Source organism: Caballeronia sordidicola (assembly GCF_002220365.1).
GTDB classification, from domain to species: domain Bacteria; phylum Pseudomonadota; class Gammaproteobacteria; order Burkholderiales; family Burkholderiaceae; genus Caballeronia; species Caballeronia sordidicola_C.
On record NZ_MTHB01000257.1, the window covers coordinates 1 to 19,515 of the forward strand.

General features: G+C 60.9%; 18 protein-coding genes and 2 pseudogenes. 14 read left to right on the forward strand and 6 right to left on the reverse strand.

Features of this window, described 5'->3' with window-relative positions:
- Positions 1-208, reverse strand: a 208-nt coding sequence (locus BSU04_RS47235) for a hypothetical protein (protein ID WP_218827407.1), incomplete at its 3' end; no start/stop codon positions are given.
- A 68-nt stretch (positions 209-276) separates the two neighbouring features.
- On the opposite strand from BSU04_RS47235, the gene BSU04_RS37050 reads away from it, so the two are divergent.
- The 14 genes from BSU04_RS37050 to BSU04_RS37115 all read left to right on the forward strand — a co-directional run bounded on the left by BSU04_RS37050 (position 277) and on the right by BSU04_RS37115 (position 15,155).
- Complete coding sequence (locus tag BSU04_RS37050; RefSeq protein ID WP_218827408.1) at positions 277-609, forward strand: transposase; 333 nt, start codon at positions 277-279, stop codon at positions 607-609.
- Positions 606-1,505: an integrase core domain-containing protein gene (locus BSU04_RS37055; RefSeq protein ID WP_089165206.1), complete on the forward strand. Its 900-nt coding sequence runs from the start codon at positions 606-608 to the stop codon at positions 1,503-1,505. The genes BSU04_RS37050 and BSU04_RS37055 overlap by 4 nt, the downstream gene beginning before the upstream one ends.
- A gap of 469 nt (positions 1,506-1,974) precedes the next feature.
- Positions 1,975-3,126, forward strand: coding sequence for a porin (locus BSU04_RS37060; protein WP_089165207.1), 1,152 nt, complete (start codon positions 1,975-1,977; stop codon positions 3,124-3,126).
- Positions 3,127-3,174: 48 nt separating this feature from the next.
- Positions 3,175-3,351 (forward strand): hypothetical protein, encoded by a 177-nt coding sequence (locus tag BSU04_RS46855; RefSeq protein ID WP_179258570.1) that lies wholly within the window; start codon positions 3,175-3,177, stop codon positions 3,349-3,351.
- 395 nt (positions 3,352-3,746) lie between these two features.
- The gene (locus BSU04_RS37070; protein WP_089165209.1) at positions 3,747-4,484 is read left to right on the forward strand and encodes an ABC transporter permease; all 738 of its coding nucleotides are present in this window, start codon (positions 3,747-3,749) and stop codon (positions 4,482-4,484) included.
- Positions 4,481-5,716 carry an ABC transporter ATP-binding protein gene (locus BSU04_RS37075; protein WP_089165210.1) on the forward strand — a complete coding sequence of 412 codons (1,236 nt, stop codon included), beginning with the start codon at positions 4,481-4,483 and terminating at the stop codon, positions 5,714-5,716. The genes BSU04_RS37070 and BSU04_RS37075 overlap by 4 nt, the downstream gene beginning before the upstream one ends.
- An 8-nt stretch (positions 5,717-5,724) precedes the next feature.
- Positions 5,725-6,459, forward strand: a complete 735-nt coding sequence (locus tag BSU04_RS37080; RefSeq protein WP_089165220.1) for an ABC transporter permease — start codon at positions 5,725-5,727, stop codon at positions 6,457-6,459.
- A gap of 164 nt (positions 6,460-6,623) precedes the next feature.
- Positions 6,624-7,454: a glycine betaine ABC transporter substrate-binding protein gene (locus BSU04_RS37085; protein ID WP_256983745.1), complete on the forward strand. Its 831-nt coding sequence runs from the start codon at positions 6,624-6,626 to the stop codon at positions 7,452-7,454.
- Positions 7,455-7,475: 21 nt separating this feature from the next.
- Positions 7,476-8,372, forward strand: coding sequence for a nitrilase-related carbon-nitrogen hydrolase (locus tag BSU04_RS37090; protein ID WP_089165212.1), 897 nt, complete (start codon positions 7,476-7,478; stop codon positions 8,370-8,372).
- Between the two features lie 34 nt (positions 8,373-8,406).
- Positions 8,407-9,681 (forward strand): aromatic ring-hydroxylating oxygenase subunit alpha, encoded by a 1,275-nt coding sequence (locus tag BSU04_RS37095; RefSeq protein ID WP_218827409.1) that lies wholly within the window; start codon positions 8,407-8,409, stop codon positions 9,679-9,681.
- A complete protein-coding gene (locus tag BSU04_RS37100) occupies positions 9,674-10,768 on the forward strand; it encodes a flavin reductase family protein (protein ID WP_179258572.1) in 1,095 nt (364 codons plus the stop codon). The genes BSU04_RS37095 and BSU04_RS37100 overlap by 8 nt, the downstream gene beginning before the upstream one ends.
- A gap of 24 nt (positions 10,769-10,792) precedes the next feature.
- Positions 10,793-12,160: an MmgE/PrpD family protein gene (locus tag BSU04_RS37105; RefSeq protein ID WP_089165214.1), complete on the forward strand. Its 1,368-nt coding sequence runs from the start codon at positions 10,793-10,795 to the stop codon at positions 12,158-12,160.
- A gap of 61 nt (positions 12,161-12,221) precedes the next feature.
- Positions 12,222-13,904, forward strand: a complete 1,683-nt coding sequence (locus tag BSU04_RS37110; RefSeq protein ID WP_089165215.1) for an FAD/NAD(P)-dependent oxidoreductase — start codon at positions 12,222-12,224, stop codon at positions 13,902-13,904.
- A 39-nt stretch (positions 13,905-13,943) separates the two neighbouring features.
- Complete coding sequence (locus BSU04_RS37115; RefSeq protein WP_089165216.1) at positions 13,944-15,155, forward strand: NAD(P)/FAD-dependent oxidoreductase; 1,212 nt, start codon at positions 13,944-13,946, stop codon at positions 15,153-15,155.
- Here the strand turns inward: BSU04_RS37115 and BSU04_RS37120 are convergent.
- The 5 genes and pseudogenes from BSU04_RS37120 to BSU04_RS37140 all read right to left on the reverse strand — a co-directional run.
- The gene (locus BSU04_RS37120) at positions 15,144-16,157 is read right to left on the reverse strand and encodes a GlxA family transcriptional regulator (protein ID WP_089165217.1); all 1,014 of its coding nucleotides are present in this window, start codon (positions 16,155-16,157) and stop codon (positions 15,144-15,146) included. The genes BSU04_RS37115 and BSU04_RS37120 overlap by 12 nt on opposite strands.
- Positions 16,158-16,346: 189 nt before the next feature.
- Positions 16,347-17,003: pseudogene (locus BSU04_RS37125) on the reverse strand (transposase); the annotation flags it as partial.
- A gap of 231 nt (positions 17,004-17,234) precedes the next feature.
- Positions 17,235-17,810 carry a hypothetical protein gene (locus tag BSU04_RS37130; protein WP_144021469.1) on the reverse strand — a complete coding sequence of 192 codons (576 nt, stop codon included), beginning with the start codon at positions 17,808-17,810 and terminating at the stop codon, positions 17,235-17,237.
- Between the two features lie 74 nt (positions 17,811-17,884).
- The gene (locus tag BSU04_RS37135) at positions 17,885-18,316 is read right to left on the reverse strand and encodes a DUF3597 domain-containing protein (RefSeq protein ID WP_089165222.1); all 432 of its coding nucleotides are present in this window, start codon (positions 18,314-18,316) and stop codon (positions 17,885-17,887) included.
- Between the two features lie 612 nt (positions 18,317-18,928).
- Positions 18,929-19,515, reverse strand: a pseudogene (locus BSU04_RS37140) (IS30 family transposase); the annotation flags it as partial.

A 19,515-nucleotide genomic window follows, 5' to 3' on the forward strand; every position in this document is an offset into this window, starting at 1 on the left:
CTCCCGGTGGTTCGCTCGACTTCTCCGCGGTGATCCGGGGCTTCCCAGAACCAGCCGAGCGTGCTCGCATGTCTCGCCTAACTTTGTACAAATGTTGCTTGCTCAGCCCATGCTCACGCGCATATGCCGAAAGCGTCTTACCCTCACGCTGCGCGGCTTCAATGTGCGCCATCGCATGCTCGCCAATCTTCTTTCCACCATCATTCATATAGCCACCCTCAGCCTGCTGAAAATGCTACATGCTCCTCTATTCAACGCCTGGCGCAAGGGGCGTGCTTGACCGATCGCTTACCCTCTGGCGCCGCCGAAGTCAAACGCTGGTCGACCGGGCGCAAACGTGGCGTGGTGCTTCGATTGCTGCGCGGCGAACCCGTCGATGCCGTGTCGCGCGAAGTTGGCGTGACGATCGCCGAGCTTGAATGCTGGCGTGAACAGGCTCTGGCGGGCATGGAGGCAGGCCTGAAGGCACGCATTAGCGATCCGTTGGAAGCCCGACTCAACGAGGCCGTCCGGCGCGTCGGCGAGCTCACGATGACAATCGAGATTTTGAACAAGGAACGCGAGCGGCAGGCCCGTCGCCCTTTGAGCGCTCGGAGATCATCGACATGAGCCACGAGATCTCCGTGAGCGTCGGCAAGCCCTTTGGATTGCAACGAGTTTGCCAGGTGCTCGACTTCCCGCGCTCGACGATCTACGCCGTACGTGCCAGAGCGAGCGCCGGCGTGACGCCGATGGTTGTGCGCAGGCGTGGGCCGAAGCCGAAGATGCCCGATGCTGACTTGCTCAAGGCTATCCGTGACGATCTGGCGGCTTCGCCCTTCAAGGGCGAGGGGCACCGCAAGGTCTGGGCACGGCTGCGCATCCTGCATGACATCCGTGTCTCCCGGACCCGCGTGTTGCGGCTGATGCGGGAGCACAGTCTGCTCTCGCCGCATCGTCAAGCGCGAGGCGAACCCATCCTTCACGACGGCCGGATTACGACTGATCGCCCCAATGAAATGTGGGGTACCGACGGCGTGCGCATCGCGACCGTGGACGACGGCATGGTGTGGATCTTCTCCGCCGTCGATCACTGCGACGGCATGTGCACCGGCATTCATGCCGCGAAAATTGGTGACCGTTTCGCCGCCCTCGAGCCGATCTCCCAGGGGCTGCTGGGCGAGTTTGGCTCCGTGGGTGCCGACGCAGGTCGCGGGCTGTCGCTGCGCATGGATCATGGTTCGCAATACACCTCGGACGACTTTCGCGACCAGATCAAATTCTGGGGCATCGCGCCGAGCTACGCCTTCGTCGCCGAGCCGCAGACCAACGGCGTGGCCGAGAGGTTCAACCGAACCATGAAGGAGCAGGCTATTCATGGACGCATCTTCAAAAACCTGAAGGAAGTTCGTGCCGCCACTGTCGCGTTCAAGGATCGATACAACCGCGACTGGCGTCTTGAAAAGCTGGGCTTCAAATCACCCCTCGAAGCCCGTCAGGAAAGGCTGATGAAGCTGGCCGCCTGAACTACAAAAGCGTGTCCAAACAACCGGAGCCGGTACAGTCGCGCTAAAAAAGATGAAAAAGACCACCCCTGTCCAAGGGGCGACTCACTCTAAAAGTTAAGCCCGTGCATGACAATAGCAGTCAGCGGAAGAATCAATTGACTAAATGAAATGAAACCTTTTCGCTGTATGTTGATCGTCAAAATCCTTACGAAGCACTGCGAGTAAATTCTTTTACGATCACGTCGCATATGCACAACAAATGGAGCTTGACACGTACTTTGCGCACCCAATGTGAAAGGTGTTTTTTCTTTATCTACTTGCACTTACCTGCTTGAGCTTCCGCCATTGCGGCTTCGGAAAATATTATTGCGTGAAACGCGGCTAAAAGAATCATCTGCGGGAATACACTGCGCAGCGAATCGCCGATTAGGTCATCGGCGATTACTTGAATACGATTCTCTCGCCATGTTTCGGAGCTTTACAAATCATGAAGAAAACCCTCATCGCAGCTAGCCTTATGAGCGTGTTTGCCATCACCGCTCATGCACAAAGCAGCGTCACCCTTTACGGCACGCTGGATGCCGGCCTTGTGTTTGCAAACAACGAAGGCGGCCACAGCAACTGGCAACAAGGCAGCGGTTCGGTATCGAACACTTACTTCGGCCTGCGCGGCAGTGAAGATCTGGGCAGCGGCCTGCACGCAATCTTCACGTTGGAGAGCGGCTTCAACCTGAACAACGGCAATTTCAGCGAAAACAGCACGATGTTCAATCGTCAGGCGTTCGTCGGCCTGCAAAGCAACCAGTACGGTACGGTGACGCTCGGCCGTCAATACGACTCGGTGGTCGACTATCTGGCGCCGCTGTCGGAAGCCGGCGCAGGCTATGGCAACAACCTTGCCGCTCACCCGTTCGATAACGACAACCTCGACAACTCGTTCTCGGTCAAGAACGCAGTGAAGTACCAGAGCGCGAATTATGGCGGCGTGAAGTTCGGCGGCCTCTACGGTTTCAGCAACGCCGCCGGCCAGTTCTCGAACAATCGTGCATGGAGTGCGGGTGCTTCGTATGGCAATGGCCCGCTGAGCGTGGCAGCCGCTTACCTGCAACTGAACAACTCAGGTAGCAACAACGTGGGTGGCGCCATATCACAAGGCGACGGCACGGCAGCGATCGCCGCACAACAGCAACGCACCTACGGCGCCGGCCTGAACTACGCTTACGGCCCGGCGAACGTCGGCCTCGTGTATACGCATACGCAACTCGATGGCATCACCGGCGTGAACGTCGGCGGCACGACGCTGGCAGGCGTGGCCGGCACGAACCTGCATATGGACAACTACGAAGTGAACGGCCGTTATGCGCTGACACCGGCCTTAAGCCTCACTGCTGCATACACGTTCACCGACGGCAAGGTATCGGGTTCGAACGGTTCGGGCGATCCGAAGTGGCAGACAGCGTCGCTGCAAGGCGATTACTCGTTGAGCAAGCGGACTGACGTGTACCTGGAAGGCGTGTATCAGCACGCATCGGGTGAACTCGGCAACTTCGGTGCGAACGTTGCGTCGATCAACACACTGTCGCCGTCGTCGACCGCCAATCAGACAGTCGTGGCGGTAGGCATGCGTCACCGTTTCTAAGTTGACTTAGCGAGACTTAGCGCTAGTACACGCGCGCATGAGACGATCATGCGCGCGTTTTTTCGGGTCTATAAACGTAGAATCTTCCTTCGCGACTCGTTTAAGTCCGGCCACGTCGTGCGCGATCCAGGCGCCAGGACCGCTGACCAGGTCATCCGCGCCAGCATCCGCAATCAACAACAATACTCGCCCGTTTTTGTTGAAAGGCCTGTGGATAAAGTTTGACGTGGCGCCGCAACTTGCTGACTCGAAACACCTTTTCCCCTGTGCGTCACTGCGAGGCAATACCGGTTCGATCTGCACTTCGTCAGAAGACGGCGCCTCGCTATCCACCGTGCAGGAGGCTTGGAAGCGCGAGCGAGGCCATGCCCGGCCCCCAAGCGAATCGCTTTTAAGCGCCAGCAAACCCCTATCCAGACCAGCGCCGGCCCCCAAGCGAAAACCCGTGGGCGTCGCCTCGGTGACAGTTGATGTCGAAAACGTGGTGCTGCCAAGCATTTTGAGCCGCTACAGTTCATTGGCGGCAAGGTGGTCTGACACACCCCCTTATACCGACAAACCCTAGTCCCGCGGTGTGCAATAGGCATCATTACCGGCTGCGCCACTCTTCTGGAGGACGCTTGGAAACGCTCGCTTTCATCTGGACAAATGGTCCTTCGATCTTGCACATGCTCGTCGAGCATCTGCAGATCGTCGCGGTGGGCGTCGGCTTCGCCATCCTCACTGGCGTGCCGCTTGGCATCGCCATCAGTCTCAACGAGCGCGTGGCGCGCGTGGTGCTCTACGTGGCCGCCATCCTCATGACGGTGCCATCGGTCGCTCTGTTCGGCTTGTTGATCCCGGTCCTGTCGCTGATCGGGCAAGGCATCGGTTTCCTGCCGGCTGTGATCGCGCTGTTTTTCTATTCGCAGTTGCCGATCGTGCGCAACACCTATACGGCGATCCGTAATCTCGACCCTGCCATGCGAGAAGCGGCACGCGGCATGGGAATGACCACGAAGCAACGGCTCGTTCGCGTCGAACTGCCCATTGCCGTGCCCATCATCATGGCCGGCATCAGGATGGCGGTGGTCATCAACATCGGCATCGCGGCGATCGCCACGTATATTGGCGCGGGCGGCCTCGGCAAGCTGATCAGCCGCGGGATCTCGCAGTCGGACCCGCGACAACTGATAGCGGGCGCGGTGATCGTGGGCGCGCTTGCGATCGTGGCGGATTTCGGACTGGCATGCCTGCAACGCCGCCTTACGCCTGCCGGCCTGCGCACGCCACGCCTGCCTCTCTTGGCACTGGGCCGTCGCGCTGTCTCAGCCGATGTCCGCGCAGGCGACCCTATCACCATTGCGGAGAGCCGATGATCAAGCTCCAGAACCTCACCAAGCGCTTCGAATCGCGCCAAGCGCAAGCGGTGGTCGATGACCTTACGATGGATATCGGCGAAGGGGAGCTATGCGTGCTGCTCGGACCATCGGGTTGCGGCAAGACCACGACGCTCAAGATGATCAACCGGCTGGTGCAGCCCACGTCGGGCAAGATCCTGATCGGGGGAGAAGATACCGCGAGCTTTAACGTGGTGGAGTTGCGCCGCCGCATTGGCTATGTGATTCAGCAGGTCGGCCTGTTCCCCAACATGACGGTGGAAGGCAACATTGCGCTCGTGCCGCAGATGCTCGGATGGGATAAGGCGCGCACGCGCAAGCGCGTGGAGGAGTTGCTCGAACTCGTCACGCTTGATCCGGCCGTGTTCATGCGCTGTTATCCACGCGACCTGTCGGGTGGTCAGCAGCAACGCGTGGGCGTAGCGCGAGCACTCGCCGCCGATCCTCCCGTCATGCTGATGGACGAACCGTTCGGTGCCATCGATCCGATCAACCGCACTGCGATTCAGGACGAGTTCCGCAAGATCCAGCGGCGGCTGAACAAGACCGTGGTGTTCGTGAGCCACGATATTGACGAAGCCGTGAAGATGGCCGACAAGATCGCGATCTTCCGCGACGGCAAGCTCGAACAATATGGACCACCGGAGGAATTGCTGGCACGGCCGGCAAGCACGTTCATCGCGAACTTCGTCGGCTCGGATCGCGCGTTGAAGCGCTTGCGCCTGCTGTGCGCAAGCGATGCGCTGATGAGTTCGAGAGCGGTTGCGCGGGTTGGAGAAACGCACCGCAACGTGCGCGCGGCGCTGGGCTCGCATCCCGGAGGCGAGGTCATCGTGGTCGATGCCAACGGCGCACCGTGCGGCTATCTCAGCACCGCATGCCTGGACGCCGCGAGTGTGAACGCGGACGACCGGCTGGATGCATCGCTTGCGATGCCGCTTGCCGCGACAGCCCGTGCCGGGGACGACTTGCGCAGCGTGGTGTCCGCCATGCTCGCGCACGGCGTCTCATGGTTCGCCGTGCTCGACGATGCCGGCCGCTTCGCCGGTTATGTCAGCTATGCAGCGATCGCGGCACTGGCGCGCGCGGGCGACCCGGGCGCATGCGCTCACGCGGGCTTGAGTGTTTTCAGCGACGACACGACGGGTTTCGTTCCACTCGCCGGTCAAGAAGATCGGAACGCGCTCACGCGTGCGGAAGAGGGCGCATGAACATGAACATGAGCACACCCACCGTTCATCGCGCTCGCGGCCGATGTCTGGTCGTAGCGCTCATGATGCTCGCCACTTGCGCTGACGCTCATGCCGACAACTGGTTCTCGTCGCTCGCGCAGTATCGCGCGGACATCGTGTATCAGGCGGGTCAGCAGATGCTCATGGTTGCCATCGCCGGTCTTGCTGCCATCGTGGTCGCGATCCCCATGGGCATCTGGCTTAGCCGGCCCGGACGCGGCCGCGCGGCGCATCTCGTGCTGCTCGCGCTCAACGCGGGACAAGCCGTGCCGAAACTCGCGCTGCTCGCGCTGGCCATGAGCCTGCTTGGAATTGGCGCCAAGCCGGCCATCTTCGGCTTGTGGGTCGCGACCCTGCTGCCGATCGCGATGAACACCTACGAAGGCCTGCGCGCCGTGCCGCCGACGCTGATCGACGCCGCGACCGGCATTGGCATGACCCGGCGGCAGATCCTGTGGCGCGTGGAAATGCCCAACGCGATATATGTCATTTTCGCGGGACTCAGAACGGCTCTGGCAATCACCGTCGGGACCGCGCCGCTCGCATTTCTCGTGGGTGGTGGCGGGCTGGGCGAGCTGATCTTTACCGGCATCGACCTGAACGATTTTACGATGCTGCTTGCCGGCGCGATTCCAACTGCAGCACTCGCCATTGCCACGGACATGTTGGTCGCGCAGATGCAGTTCCGGCTCGTGCCGCGTGGCGTGAATCCGCAGCGTTGACCGGCCTCTTTTCGTTTTGCTTGCCAAGTCAGTTTGGCCCTTAACCACATTTCGGACCTTCCATGCACACTCGGCTCTCCCGGCTCTCCTGGTTTCTTTCCCGCGCATTGCTTTCAACGTTGACATGCGCGCTAGGCTTAGGCATTGCTGCCGCTTTTGCATCGATGTCCGCCGGCGCGGCCACGATCACGGTCGGTGGCAAGAATTTCACCGAGCAAGTGCTGATGGCGCAGATGACGACCGCCTTGTTGGAGGCCAAGGGGTTCACCGTCGTCAAGAAGGACGGCATGGGTAGCAGCGTGCTGCGCGAGGCACAGGAAAATGGGCAGATCGATGTGTATTGGGAATACACGGGCACCTCGCTGATCACCTACAACAAGGTCACGGAGCATTTGAATCCAGCTCAAACCTATCAGCGCGTGAAAGAACTGGATGCGAAGAAGGGACTTGTGTGGCTCGATCCGTCGAAGGCGAACAACACCTATGGCCTGGCGATGAATCGTGACGAAGCCGCGAAGCTGGGCATTGTCACGCTAAGCGATCTGTCGAAGGCGCTCAACAGCGGCAAGGAACTGACGTTTGCATGCAATTCAGAGTTTTACGCACGGCCCGACGGACTCAAGCCGCTGCAGCAAGCCTATGGTTTCAGCTTCTCGCCGTCGCAGGTCAAGCGGATGGATTCGGGCCTGACGTATCAGGCGCTGAAGGACCGGCAGGTCGATCTCGCCCTCGTGTTCATGACCGATGGCCGCGTGCCCGCGTTCAACTTTGTCGTGCTGCGCGACGACAAGGGTTTCTTCCCGGCCTACGCGCTGACACCGGTCGTCCGCCGCGAAACACTCGACGCCAATCCGAAGCTCGCGGGCATCCTTAACGCACTTTCAGCGAAACTCGACGATCAGACCATGGCGCGTCTGAATGCCGCAGTCGATGTGTCGAAGAAGTCGGTGGACGACGTCGCGGCGCAGTTCCTGAAGTCGTCGGGACTGATCTGAAGCGAAGGCTCCGGCGCAAACATGAAACATGAACTCGTGGTGGCGGCCGCACAGATGGAAAGCGTGCCGGGCTCGATTGCTTCGAACGTGGACAAACATCTGTCGATGCTGACAGCCGCCGCAGCGGCGGACGTGCAACTGCTGGTGTTTCCGGAACTATCACTGGTGGGCCATGGCGCGGGTGCGGAGGCGTTGCGTCTCGCCATGCCCGCCGACGACCCCGTACTGATGCAAATAGCGGCTGCGTGCAACGGCATGCATGCGGTGGTCGGTTTCATAGAAGAATCGGCGGGAGCGCAGTTCTACAACAGCGTGGCCACGCTGGCGCACGGCCGCGTGGTCCACGTGCATCGGAAAATTGCCCTTGCAACGTATGGAAGGCTCGACGACAGCAAGTATTTCGGTCCTGGTGACGAGCTCGGTGGTTTCAATCTCGATGCGTACTGGCGCGTCGCTACGCCGATCTGCGCCGACCTGTGGAATCCGGCGCTCGTACATGCGTCGGCGTGTGCGGGCACGACCTTGTTCGCGGCGCCGGTTAGCTCGGCGCTTGAAGCTGTTGGCCTGGACTTCGACAACCCGCGCGGCTGGGATCTTGCCTTGCGTTTCTACGGGCTTGTCTACGGCACGCCGGTCGTGATGGCGAACCGCGTGGGCCGCGAGGGCGACCTCCATTTCTGGGGCGGTTCGCGCATCGTCGGCCCGGATGGTCACGTCATTGCCCAAAGTGAACAGGCCCGCGAAGAACTGGTGATCGCGACACTTGACTACGACGCGGTACGCCGAGCGCGTTTCGCGTTGCCCACTATTCGAGACGCCAATGCGCTGAAGTTGAACCCGGCTGTCGCATCGTGTCGGTTTCGTGATGGGCTTGGTCGTGAACCTGCGCTCACGCCGCAAAACGGCGGAACACAATAGCTTCACACGGATGCTTTTTTGGGCGGACATGACGATGTTGGACGCAGCACGGGTTCATGCTCTACTGGCCAGCCGGCGCGAAGGATTCAGTCTGGCCCAGCCGTTTTATATCGACGAATCGTTTCACGCGCTGGATCTGGATGCCGTCTTCCTGAACGACTGGCTGTTCGCGCTGAACGCCTGCGAGATTCCTCAGCCCGGCGACTACCAGACGCTGCAAGTCGGCGGAACATCCGTGGTCGTGCTGCGCAATCCTCACGGCGAGATCAAGGCATTCTTCAATACCTGCCGGCATCGCGGATCTCGTCTATGCATGGAACCGCAGGGGCATGTGCACCGGCTGGTATGTCCCTATCACCAGTGGGTGTACGACCTGGACGGCGCGCTGTTGCACGCGCGCCAGATGCCACCTGATTTTGAGCGCATTGGTTATGGACTCGCGCCGGTGCAGGTGGAAGTCATCTGCGGCATGGTCTATATCTGTCTCGCCGATCCTTCAGATTCCCACCCGAACACGCCCGACCTGTCGCGCTTTCGCCAAGCGGTGACACCGTATATTGCGCCCCATCAACCTGAGCGTACGAAGGTGGCGTGTTCCATGACCATCGTGGAGAACGCAAATTGGAAGCTCGTGATAGAGAACAATCGCGAGTGTTATCACTGCTCGGGCAATCATCCCGAACTGCTCGCCACGCTCGTCGAATTCGCATTGCCCGATGATGCGCACGGCTCGCAGGATTTTCGCCAGTTGATGGATGACAAAGCTCGCCAGTGGGACAGCTTGAGCCTCCCCCATCTGCCGGCAGATGGGGGAAACGAATTCCGTTGCATCCGCTTGCCGTTTCATCGCGGCGCGGTATCGTTCACGGCCGACGGGTCGCCTGCCTGTACCAAACTGCTCGGCGAGTTGACCGAGCCGGATCTCGGTTCGGTGAGAATGTTCCGGGTGCCGAACAACTGGAATCACTTCCTCTCCGATCACATCATGCACTTTCGCATCCTGCCGCTCTCCGCGAACCAGACCGAGTTGCGCACGACCTGGCTCGTTCATGAAGACGCGGTGGAGGGCGTGGACTACGACGTCGAAACGCTCACGTCGGTCTGGCGCGCGACCAACGACCAGGACGCGCGGCTGGCGGCAAACAACCATCTGGGCGTTGCATCGAAAGCCTATGTGCCGGGGCCGTACGCGCCGTCGGAGTTCATGTTGCGCAACTTCACGAACTGGTACGCGGACAAACTTGCCGCGTATGTCGAGCACGCGAGTTCGAAGCCCCGGACGATTGCGTTGCAGGTGTCCAATGGCTGACGACCTTGACGACATCGACGCACTCGAAGCGCCATTCCCCGACACGCCGGATGCGCCTATGGATCGCATACTGGAATGCGTCGCCGTGCGGTGCGAATCGCCGGATGTGAAGACGTTTGTGTTGCGCGATACGGCCCGCGATGCACCCCGGTTCGCGGCCGGACAGTCGATGCTGCTGACGCTCGATATTGACGGTGAACGCGTGGACCGGACGTTTTCGATAGCGTCGGCGCCCAGTACCGTTGCCGGTGACAAGGCGCTCGAACTCACGCTCAAGCGGCAACCTGCAGGTCGCGTCACGCGCTGGTTGCATGATGAACTGTCACCCGGCATGCACGTGCGTTCGCGATACCCGCTTGGTGTATTTCGACTCGATGCCATGCCGCAAGGGCCGCTCGCGCTCGTTTCGGCGGGCTCGGGCGCGTCGCCGTTGATGTCGATGCTGCGTACCCTCGCGCGGCACGCACCCAAGCAGGATGTTGCGTGGTTTCACGCGGCGCGTCGTGTGGAAGACATCTTGTTTGCCGACGAGATCGCTACGTTGCAAGCGCGCATGCCCAAGCTGCAAGCGAGCGTCACGCTGAGTTTGCCCGGACCCGGCTGGTTCGGTCTGCGCGGGCGCGTGTCGCGGCGGCTGATTGCGGCGGCCATGCCTGATTTTTTTACGCGTGAAGTCTACTGCTGCGGCCCGACGTCGTTCATGGACGATGTCCGCCGTATTCATGCCGCCGATGGCGCCCGGCACGCACGTTTTCATGTGGAGCATTTCGGTGCGCCGACGGTATCGACTTCTCCGGCAGACAGAGCGGCTTCGGACGCAGACACGGACACGCGCTTCGATGTCACGCTTGGCGACAAGCACTTCACTGCACGCGCGGGCGAAACGGTTTTAATGGCCGCATCGCGGCAGCAGGTCGTCATTTCCTGCGGTTGCGCGAGCGGCATCTGCGGGACCTGCAAGCTGCACAAACGCTCGGGCGCGGTGGAGATGCACCATCAGGGTGGCCTCTCCCCACATGACGAAGCGAAGGGTTTCATTCTTGCCTGCTCGAGCCGGCCGTTATCCGATCTGGTGCTCGACTTCTAACCCTTCTCCAGTGGACCACGCGCAATGAACGATCACGTCGGACAATTCATCCACTCGCTTCGCTTCGAGGACCTGCCCGATGCCGTGGTCGAACAGGCGCAGTACTGCCTGCTCGATCTGCTCGGCGTCGCGGCAGCGGGCAGTAGCACGCAACTCGCGCAGATAGCCTGCGATCATGCCGGTGAGTTTTTCGGTGCGGGCAGCATGCGCTCGCGGCTGTTGTTCGATGGGCGTATCGCGAGTCCGCTCGGTGCGGCATTGGCCGGCGCGATGACGATCGACAGCTTCGACGGCCACGACGGCCATTCGCTGACCAAGGGCCACATCGGCGTGGCCGTCCTGCCCGCCTTGCTGGCGATGGCGGAACTGGACCCGTCGATGAACGGCCGTTCTTTCCTCACAAGCCTCGTGCTCGGCTACGAGATCGGTACGCGTGCCGGCATTGCGCTGCACGCAACCAGCAGCGAATACCACACATCCGGCGCGTGGAACGCGTTGGCCGCGGCGGCGATAACCGCTCGAGGACTGAAGCTCGATGTTGAGCGAACGCGCCATGCGTTAGGTATTGCGGAGTATCACGGACCACGCAGCGACATGATGCGTTGCATCGATTATCCGACGATGCTCAAGGACGGCTCGGGATGGGGTTGCATGGCGGGTGTGAGCGCGGCTTTACTCGCCGAGCGTCATTTCACCGGCGTGCCCGCGCTGACAGTCGAAGCGCATGACGAAGGCGGATTGTGGTCCGGTCTCGGGCAGCGCTGGTTCATTCTCGAACAGTATTTCAAACCGTTTCCTGTGTGCCGCTGGGCGCATCCGGCAATCGCTTGCGCACTGCGCTTGCGGGAGACTGAAGTTTTCGTGGCGGATGCCATTGAAGGCGTCGAGATCGAGACGTTTCACGAGGCCACCCGCCTGTGCGCATCGGTTCCGGCCACGACCGAGGAAGCACAATATGGCGTTCTTTTTCCTGTCGCGGCCGCGCTTCTGGATGGACGCGTGGATGCGGAAACAATCGGGCCGAATGGTCTCGCCGACGCGCGTTTGCGCTATCTGATTCCGCGCCTTCGTCTGCAGGATTGCGCTTCATTCAGCGCGCTGTTTCCCGCGCAACGTTGGGCACGTGTCATCGTGCATACACGCGATGGCAGGACGCTTGATTCTGGTCCGATGCAATCACAGGGCGACCCTGAGAGACCATTGCCGAGGGATGCGCTGCGTGCGAAGTTTCGTGCATTCACCGAAGTGCGCATGGGCCCGGAACGGGCGGCGGCTATGGAGCAAGAAGTGTTCAATCTGACTGAACCGGCGCACGCCCTGAGCCCGCTTCTTGATCTCGCGCTGAGCGCGCCGGAAACGTCGCCCGCGGAGGCGATCAGGTCGGTTTTGTGATCTTGAGCGCAGTGCTCGTCACCTGATAATCGGACAACTCTTCATTGCTCGAGGACTACTCATGGACCAACCCGTGCGGCATCCTGCCGAACCTTCCGGCCCTGTGGAATACGATCCGGCGTCGGTCGCAGGCAAGCAACCGCCCATCGCCGATGAAACCGATCTGCTCGTGATCGGCGCGGGGCCGGCGGGGCTTGCTGCTGCCCTGGCTGCATCGAATCGGGGTGTGCGGGTGACGTTGATCGACGAAAACCCGGTGCCCTTCGAAACGATGGGCGAAGAGATCCCGCTGCATTTCGGCAGTCGCATGGGCACGGTCGTGGCAAACCGGAACGCGATGCTCGAAGCGCTGCTGGAAAGCACGCCTGTACTTGCCGATGCGCTGGAAGCAGGAGTGGATGTGCGCCTCGGCACGATTGCATGGGGCCTGTTTCCGCAACGTCCCACGGCTGCGTGGATCGACGGCCGCGTCGCGGGTCTGGCGGACGAAAACCGTGCCTATTTGATGCGTTTCAAACAGGTGATTGTTGCATCCGGTAGCCGCGACATGGGGCTTGCATTCCCCGGATGGGAGCGGCCTGGCGTGATGGGCGCGGGCGCGGCTTATCGGCTTGCAATGACTTATGACGCGCTTAGCGCGCGCGTCGCCGTGGTGGTGGGTAGCAGTACTGCTACGTTGCAGATAGCGAATGCGCTCGCCGATAAAGGCGTGCGTATAGCAGCAGTGATCGAGCAAGGCGAAGCCGTGACAGGCGATGCCGCGCTGCTTGCACAGCTGGTTGCAAAGGGAACGCAGGTGCTGACAGGCCATGTCATCGAACGGGCCGAGGGCGCTACCGGATCGGGCGACGTCGAGGCCGTGACGGTCGCGGCAGTGGACGCGAACGGGCGGCATCGGAAGGATGAACTGACCCGCCTGGCTTGCGACACGGTGCTGCTGGGGATCGCGACAGTCCCGGCCATCGAATTGCTTGAGGCTGCAGGCTGCGATACTGCGTTCATCCCGGAGCGCAGCGGACATGTCGCGCGGATCGATGAAGCACAGCGCACGTCGCTGCCGTTCGTTCTCGCTGCGGGCGATTGCGCGGGGACATGGACGGACAAAACCATAGCGCCCTCGATCGCGAGGCGCGAAGGGCGGATCGCAGCGGCGGCCGCGTTGAGCGCGCTGGGCGTGAATAATCAGGACGTTGCTGAAGAAGCGCCCGTCGTTCCCAATGCGCTCCATACCGATTCCGCACAGGAGCGCTGCGCATGGGTGCGTGCGTCGGTGATCGAAGCGGACGGCGAGCCCTATGTCTGCCAATGCGAGGAGGTAACGGCCGCCGAGATCCTGTCGGTTCGCCCTCCGCGTTACATCGGATGGGAAACCAATACGGACGATGAGCACCCGCACACGCTCGCACAACTTGCAGGCGACGGTCCGCCAAACCCTGACATCGTCAAGCGTCTCACGCGTGCCTGCATGGGTCCATGCCAGGGGCGTCGATGCCGCGAGCAAGTGGCGGCGCTGTTGTCGATCGGCTCGGGAACCGAACTGGCGACCATACCGCTCGCTACGTTCCGTTCGCCAGTGCGCCCGCTGCCGCTGCGCCAGCTTGCTGCCCTGGAAGAAGTGCCCGAACTCGGCGAGCACTGGGACAGTTGGTTTGGAATGGCCTCGCAATGGGTACCGTTCTGGCGGCCTGTGCCACTGTATACAGCGGCGGGACGCGAGCGCGGCACTTCCGTAGCAAGCGAGTAGGCTTTCGACAATGCATGAACCCGCACGAGGACTAGCACGATGACAGACCATCCCGGCCCCAAGGACGACGTGCCGGCAGGCGCCTCGGTAGTCATCGTCGGCGGAGGTGTCACGGGCCTGAGCGCGGGATGGTGGCTAGCCCGCGCCGGCGTAGACGTGCTTGTGCTCGATGCGGGGCTGATCGGCTGGGGTGCATCCGGGCGCAACGGCGGTGGCTGCTCGCATCATCACAGCCCGTTGTTCCTGGAAGAGCAACGCCTCTGGCCGATAATAGACGATTTACTCGGTTATCCTACTGAATTCCGGCCTAACCGAATTCGTATTGCGCTCGACGAGCACCAGTTCCTGCTGTATCGCCGGGCGCTCGATAACGGCGCGTTTCATGGCTTGCGCTCCGACATCCTCAATCCCGCGCAGGTCCGCGAACTCGTGCCATTCGCGGGCGAAAACGTCTTCGGCGGATACTTCTATCACTTTGGGGGTCACGCGAATCCGCACCGCACGCTGCAAGCTTATGCATGGGCGATGCAGGATCACGGCGGGCGCTTGTTGCAGCATACCAACGTGACCGGCTTCACGATGAACAGCGGACACGTCACTGGCGTCAACACAAATCGCGGCCACATCGCCTGTGATCATCTGGTGCTTGCCGCCGGGCTGCACGCGGGCGAACTTGCCGCGCAACTTGGCGTGGATGTCCCGCTTGCGAGCGCGCGCGCCGAGATGATCGTGACGGAGCCGCTACCGCCCATGAACATAGGCGGCGTTGACGGCAACGGCCTGTACGGACGGCAGACGCTGCGCGGCAATCTCGCGTATGGCGGCGGTCCGCACGAGTGGATCGATCTCGCCGACGCGAATCGCCAGCGGCCTCATTCCACCCCTTTGCAATGCAGCATCGCGGCACGCGTGGCGGCCTTGTTTCCGAAGGTCGCGCATGCGCGTGTAATTCGGAGCTGGGCGGGTTTCATCGAGAATACGCCTGACGGCCGGCCGATTATCGACCAGCCTGGTCAATTCGATAACCTCACCCTGGCGACGTTATCGGGCGTCGGATTCGGGTTGTCGCCGGCGAGTGGTCACGCTATCCGCGATCTCGTCATTGACGGCAGATGCAGCTTCGCGGATCTGTCGAGCTTTGCGCTTGCGCGATTTGCGAACCTCGAACCGGACTGGCGGGCGTTGCAGGGCTGGCTGCCGCTGGCTTCAGAGATCGCTTCACAAGATTCGCTCGCACCGCTAGGAACGTGATTGCGCGCCGCGCAGGTCGGACGGGCTCGCCTGATACACACGACGCACCCAGCGCGCCAGATGCGACGGCGAGGCAAAGCCGGTAGCGAGCGCGACGTCGGCTACTGGAACGCTTGAATAGGCCAGCAACTCGTGCGCGCGTTCAAGCCGCAGTTGCACGTAATAGCGTGCGGGCGTGGCGTTCAGGTGACGCTGGAACAGGCGTTCGAGTTGTCGCGATGTCATGCCGATGGTCGTCCCGATCTGCGCAATCGGCAGCGGTGCTTCCACGTTTGCCCGCATCAGATCGATCGCTCGCCGGATGCCTCTTGGCAGGCTCGCGTGATTGTGGTCGCGCCAGCCGCGCTGATCGTCGCGGCCGTCGCGGATGCGTTCATGATGGAACTGGTTTGCCACGCGCACCGCGAGCTCAGCGCCGTGCTGCTCGGAGATCAGGTGCAGCATCATGTCCATTGCCGCGATTCCACCTGAGCAAGTCATCCGGTTTCTATCGATCTCGTAGATCTTTCCCGAGCACAGCAGATCGCGAAACTCCTCCGTGAACGCCGGCAGGTTTTCCCAATGGATGGTGCATTGGTAACCATCGAGCAACCCCGCGCGGGCCAGCAGATAACTCCCCGTGGACAGGGACCCGATCACTGCCTTGCTGCGCGCCGCGGTGCGCAGTGCGCGCAGATAGCGGGGCTCGAGTTCGGGGTCGAGCCGCAGGCCACCGCACACGAACAGATAATCCGCGTTAGGCATGGCCTCAGCGAGCGGGCGAGCCTGTAGTTCAATTCCGTTCGAGGCCTGGACCGATGTTCCGTCGAGACTGGCCATGTCCCATGCATAGAGCGGCTGGGCGGCAAGGCGATTAGCCGAGCGCAAGGGTTCTATCGCGGATGACAGGCTCATCATGGACAGCCCTTCCACCAGCAGGAACACGAAGCGCCGCGTAACAACAACCGCCGGCGAGTCAGATAGGTAAAACGGGCTTAGCGTATCGACGCTGTCAGGATTCATGGTCCACCGAACGGATTTCTGCGGGTAACGCTCGCGCTGCAGTAACTGTGCGAGCGAGCCTTGACTATCCTAACGCCTTCAAGAAAACGGCGGTTGTTTTCTGTGCGTTTAAGGACCGCCGCCTTGCGCGAGTTGCTCCTGGAATCGCTGCAGCACGTTTTTATTCGCGGTGAACGAGACTATCCGCAACTGGCGCTCTTCCAGGCGTGCGCGTGCAGCGCGAATCACCGCCAAGCGGTCCTCGCGCCGCGTGATCTCGGCCGGGATATCCAGCTCCGGCTCATTTTTCTCGGCAGCGTCGGCCGCCTTCGCTTTTGCCAGCAGAGCATCGATCTGCTCTTTCAGCTCAAGCTCGACCTTCTTCATCCGGTCGTAGCTCATCGCCTTGTGGCGCGATGCGTTGGCCTTGATCTTGGTGCCGTCGACCGCGACCGTGCCGAGCTTAACCAGGCCGCACTCCTTGGCCAGTTTCACCACTTGCACGAACAGGTCCGACAGTTCTTTGAGGTGAAAGGCGCGGAAGTCGCACAGCGTCCGGTGCGCCGGATAGTTGCCCGCCGCCAGGACCCGGAACGCGACATCCTCATGCAGCTTCCTGGCCAGCTTGCGCGAGGAAAACACACCGGTCGCGTAGCCATAAACGAGCACCTTGACCATCATGGCCGGATGAAAGGGCTGGTTGCGCGCACCGCCGCCGGCATACCGGGCATGGAAGGCGGACAGGTCGAGCGAGTCGACCGTATCGCTGATGAAGTAAGCAAGGTGGCCTTCAGGCAGCCAATCTTGCAGCGCATGGGGCAGCAGCAACTGCTGCTGTGGATCGTAGGGAAGATAGCTCGTCGTCATCTGCCTACAACGTTTACAACAGGCCATCGGATGACAGCGCGGCTTCTGCCGCGCACACTCCTAGCCCTGCCTCCGGTTTTGTCTGCACTCGTATACGGTCATTGCGTGCCCGGATTTCGGTCGATGGCGTCGGATAAACTAAACGTCATGGCCGCTATCGGCGGAAGCCGCCGTTTCAATGCGCGAACTGAGCCGGGCTCAAGTTACTGAGCCGGACGCCATTCTCCATATTCAACCCGCATCGCCAGCACTTACCATGATCTGAACACCGCTTAGGTGCGTCGAAAGGTAAGCCAGCAGTGCTGCGACATCGCCAAATTGTAAAAATCCGGGCGAGGTTCCATCGCCGAAAAGGGGAGTGCCGTTTAGCTTGTCGGAAATGGCGAGGCCATCGAAGGTGGCGACGGGAATATATTGGCCGCTCTCGATTTCAAAAAGGTTCGCGTTCAATGCGGCATCGCGAATGCGCATCAGGAACTGGACTTCGGGTGTCTTTAATGTGCCCATGCCGTGATGTTCGAAAAATGAGGCAACTGCAAGGATGGCGTTAGCACAGGCGGTTCGAAGTACGCGCGACGATGCCTCGGGAGGATCTTGAAACCGTTCCCATAGCAGTCGAATCGGAACCGGCTCGTGCTTCAGCCTCACGCCCGCTTCAACGTGTTGGTCGCCGCGGCTCGCTGCGCGCCTTCTTTGCAGGTACCGCTCGCCCGCACTGAGATCGGGCAGCGCGCGCCCCTTGCCGTCCCAGTCTGCTAGCAAGGTTGAGAATGTCGTCAAGGCGGTCAGTTGCTGTTCAATCAACACGACACCGGCATTGCATGCGTCGTTTCCCGCTTTCGAAGTCATCGTGCGTCACCTTGTTAGGTTTCTAACGTTATTCAAGTTTTCAAACCGACTGGAACTTCGCCGCCATTTCGCGCGAGCCGCTTCATCACTTCTTTATGGAGCCAGACGTCCAAGTGGTCGGAGTCGTCCCGGCCGGACGGATAGGCCATTTCTGCGGCTAGCGACTTTCTGGCTTCTAGGCTGCTGTCGAGATTAAGCAGCGACAGAAAGTCAACAATTGATGTACGCCAGTCCAAAGGGTCGGTGCGGGCCGACTGGCGCGTGTCAAGAATCGCTGCAATGTCCACTGTCGGCATGGGCGTAACCGGAGGTTGCGACGTCGCGGCGCTATCGGTCAGATTGGTCGGGGGCTCGGTCGAAGGACCGGGCGGAGCGGTCGCCGGTGCAATTGTTGCGCCAGACAACGTATTGGCAGGATGATCGGGCGGGAAAATCTTGTCGATGATGTTCGCGAGAACGCTCATGTGCTTGCCCACAGTGTTGACGAATTGACGGCCATTGAACCCCATATTACAACCCGCGTTGCAACACTTGTTCCCGGGCCTTGCGATGATGTTAGCCTAGGTCAGTTCCCGCAGGTGCAGATCGATGTTTGGCCGGCGTGTAGCATACCGCGTCGATGCTTCTCCCCGCGCTCAAAACTTGCGGCCGCTGCAGGTCACTCGACGGAATCGGCGAGATGAGAATGACCCTTGCGCCTATATGTCCTTCTTCTGCCATGATCAGCGAAAGATGGTATCTGTCCTGCTATCGGGCCATTGCTTCACCGCCCGTAGTTAGGATCAGGCCGCCCAGTGCGGCCACGCAGATTTATGCCCAATGAGGGAAATTCGGGCGCTCAGCCGCTGCTCCAAAAAGAAGGTTGAGGATATCTTACGGGTTTGACATGAATCGGAGACAGTCGACAAATGCGCGTGTAACGTGGTCGGGCAGGTTCTGACGGGACCCGCTAGATGATGGAGGGGGGCCTCGCGCGTTCGCACGAGACTGAATTTGACACGAAGCAACAACTATTAGGATAAGGATAGTTATCTTAATAGCTGGGCGGTTTCAAGTGCGAAGTGCAACAGGGGAATTTAGTGTTTAGAGCTTGGAGGTTGGCTTGCCGAAGCAAGGGTTGCAGCGAAGACCTCGAATGGTGAATGGAACGCGTGAGTGGCGCGCGGCCGGCTGTTCAGGCTGTCGGCGATCGCGTCGAGTTCGTCTTGACTGTAGACCGATAGGTCCGTACCTTTGGCAAATACTGGCGCAGTAGCCCGTTGGTGTTTTCGCAAGTACCGCGTTGCCAGGGACTGTGCGGGTCGCAGAAGTACACGTTCACGCCGGTGGCGGTGGTGAGCTCCTGATGGCGCGACATTTCTTTGCCTTGGTCGTAAGTAAAGCTTTGCCGTAAGGGCGCCACAATCGAATTGAGTTTGGCGGAGAAGCCCGCTAGCGCTGACGCGGCGGTGGCGTCCTCCATCTTGGCAAGCAGCACCAAGCGGCTGGTGCGCTCGACCAGAACGCCGACAGAGGATTGGTTGTTCGCACCTTTAATGAATTCGCCTTCCCAGTGACCTGGCAGCAATCGGTCTTCAATTTCGGGCGGTCGCACGTGGATACTGACCATGTCGGGGATCTGTCCGCGTCGGTCTGTGCCCCGCGTGCGTGGAAGGCGCGTGCT

Excerpts from the sequence above, each read along its gene's own strand:
- BSU04_RS37110 (WP_089165215.1), top strand. The coding sequence starts at position 12,222 with ATGGACCAACCCGTGCGGCATCCTGCCGAACCTTCCGGCCCTGTGGAA.
- BSU04_RS37085 (WP_256983745.1), top strand. The coding sequence starts at position 6,624 with ATGTCCGCCGGCGCGGCCACGATCACGGTCGGTGGCAAGAATTTCACC.
- BSU04_RS37115 (WP_089165216.1), top strand. The coding sequence starts at position 13,944 with ATGACAGACCATCCCGGCCCCAAGGACGACGTGCCGGCAGGCGCCTCG.
- BSU04_RS37075 (WP_089165210.1), top strand. The coding sequence starts at position 4,481 with ATGATCAAGCTCCAGAACCTCACCAAGCGCTTCGAATCGCGCCAAGCG.
- BSU04_RS37060 (WP_089165207.1), top strand. The coding sequence starts at position 1,975 with ATGAAGAAAACCCTCATCGCAGCTAGCCTTATGAGCGTGTTTGCCATC.
- BSU04_RS37055 (WP_089165206.1), top strand. The coding sequence starts at position 606 with ATGAGCCACGAGATCTCCGTGAGCGTCGGCAAGCCCTTTGGATTGCAA.
- BSU04_RS37090 (WP_089165212.1), top strand. The coding sequence starts at position 7,476 with ATGAAACATGAACTCGTGGTGGCGGCCGCACAGATGGAAAGCGTGCCG.
- BSU04_RS37120 (WP_089165217.1), bottom strand. The coding sequence starts at position 16,157 with ATGAATCCTGACAGCGTCGATACGCTAAGCCCGTTTTACCTATCTGAC.
- BSU04_RS37135 (WP_089165222.1), bottom strand. The coding sequence starts at position 18,316 with ATGAGCGTTCTCGCGAACATCATCGACAAGATTTTCCCGCCCGATCAT.
- BSU04_RS37080 (WP_089165220.1), top strand. The coding sequence starts at position 5,725 with ATGAGCACACCCACCGTTCATCGCGCTCGCGGCCGATGTCTGGTCGTA.
- BSU04_RS37105 (WP_089165214.1), top strand. The coding sequence starts at position 10,793 with ATGAACGATCACGTCGGACAATTCATCCACTCGCTTCGCTTCGAGGAC.
- BSU04_RS37100 (WP_179258572.1), top strand. The coding sequence starts at position 9,674 with ATGGCTGACGACCTTGACGACATCGACGCACTCGAAGCGCCATTCCCC.
- BSU04_RS37095 (WP_218827409.1), top strand. The coding sequence starts at position 8,407 with ATGTTGGACGCAGCACGGGTTCATGCTCTACTGGCCAGCCGGCGCGAA.
- BSU04_RS46855 (WP_179258570.1), top strand. The coding sequence starts at position 3,175 with ATGCGCGCGTTTTTTCGGGTCTATAAACGTAGAATCTTCCTTCGCGAC.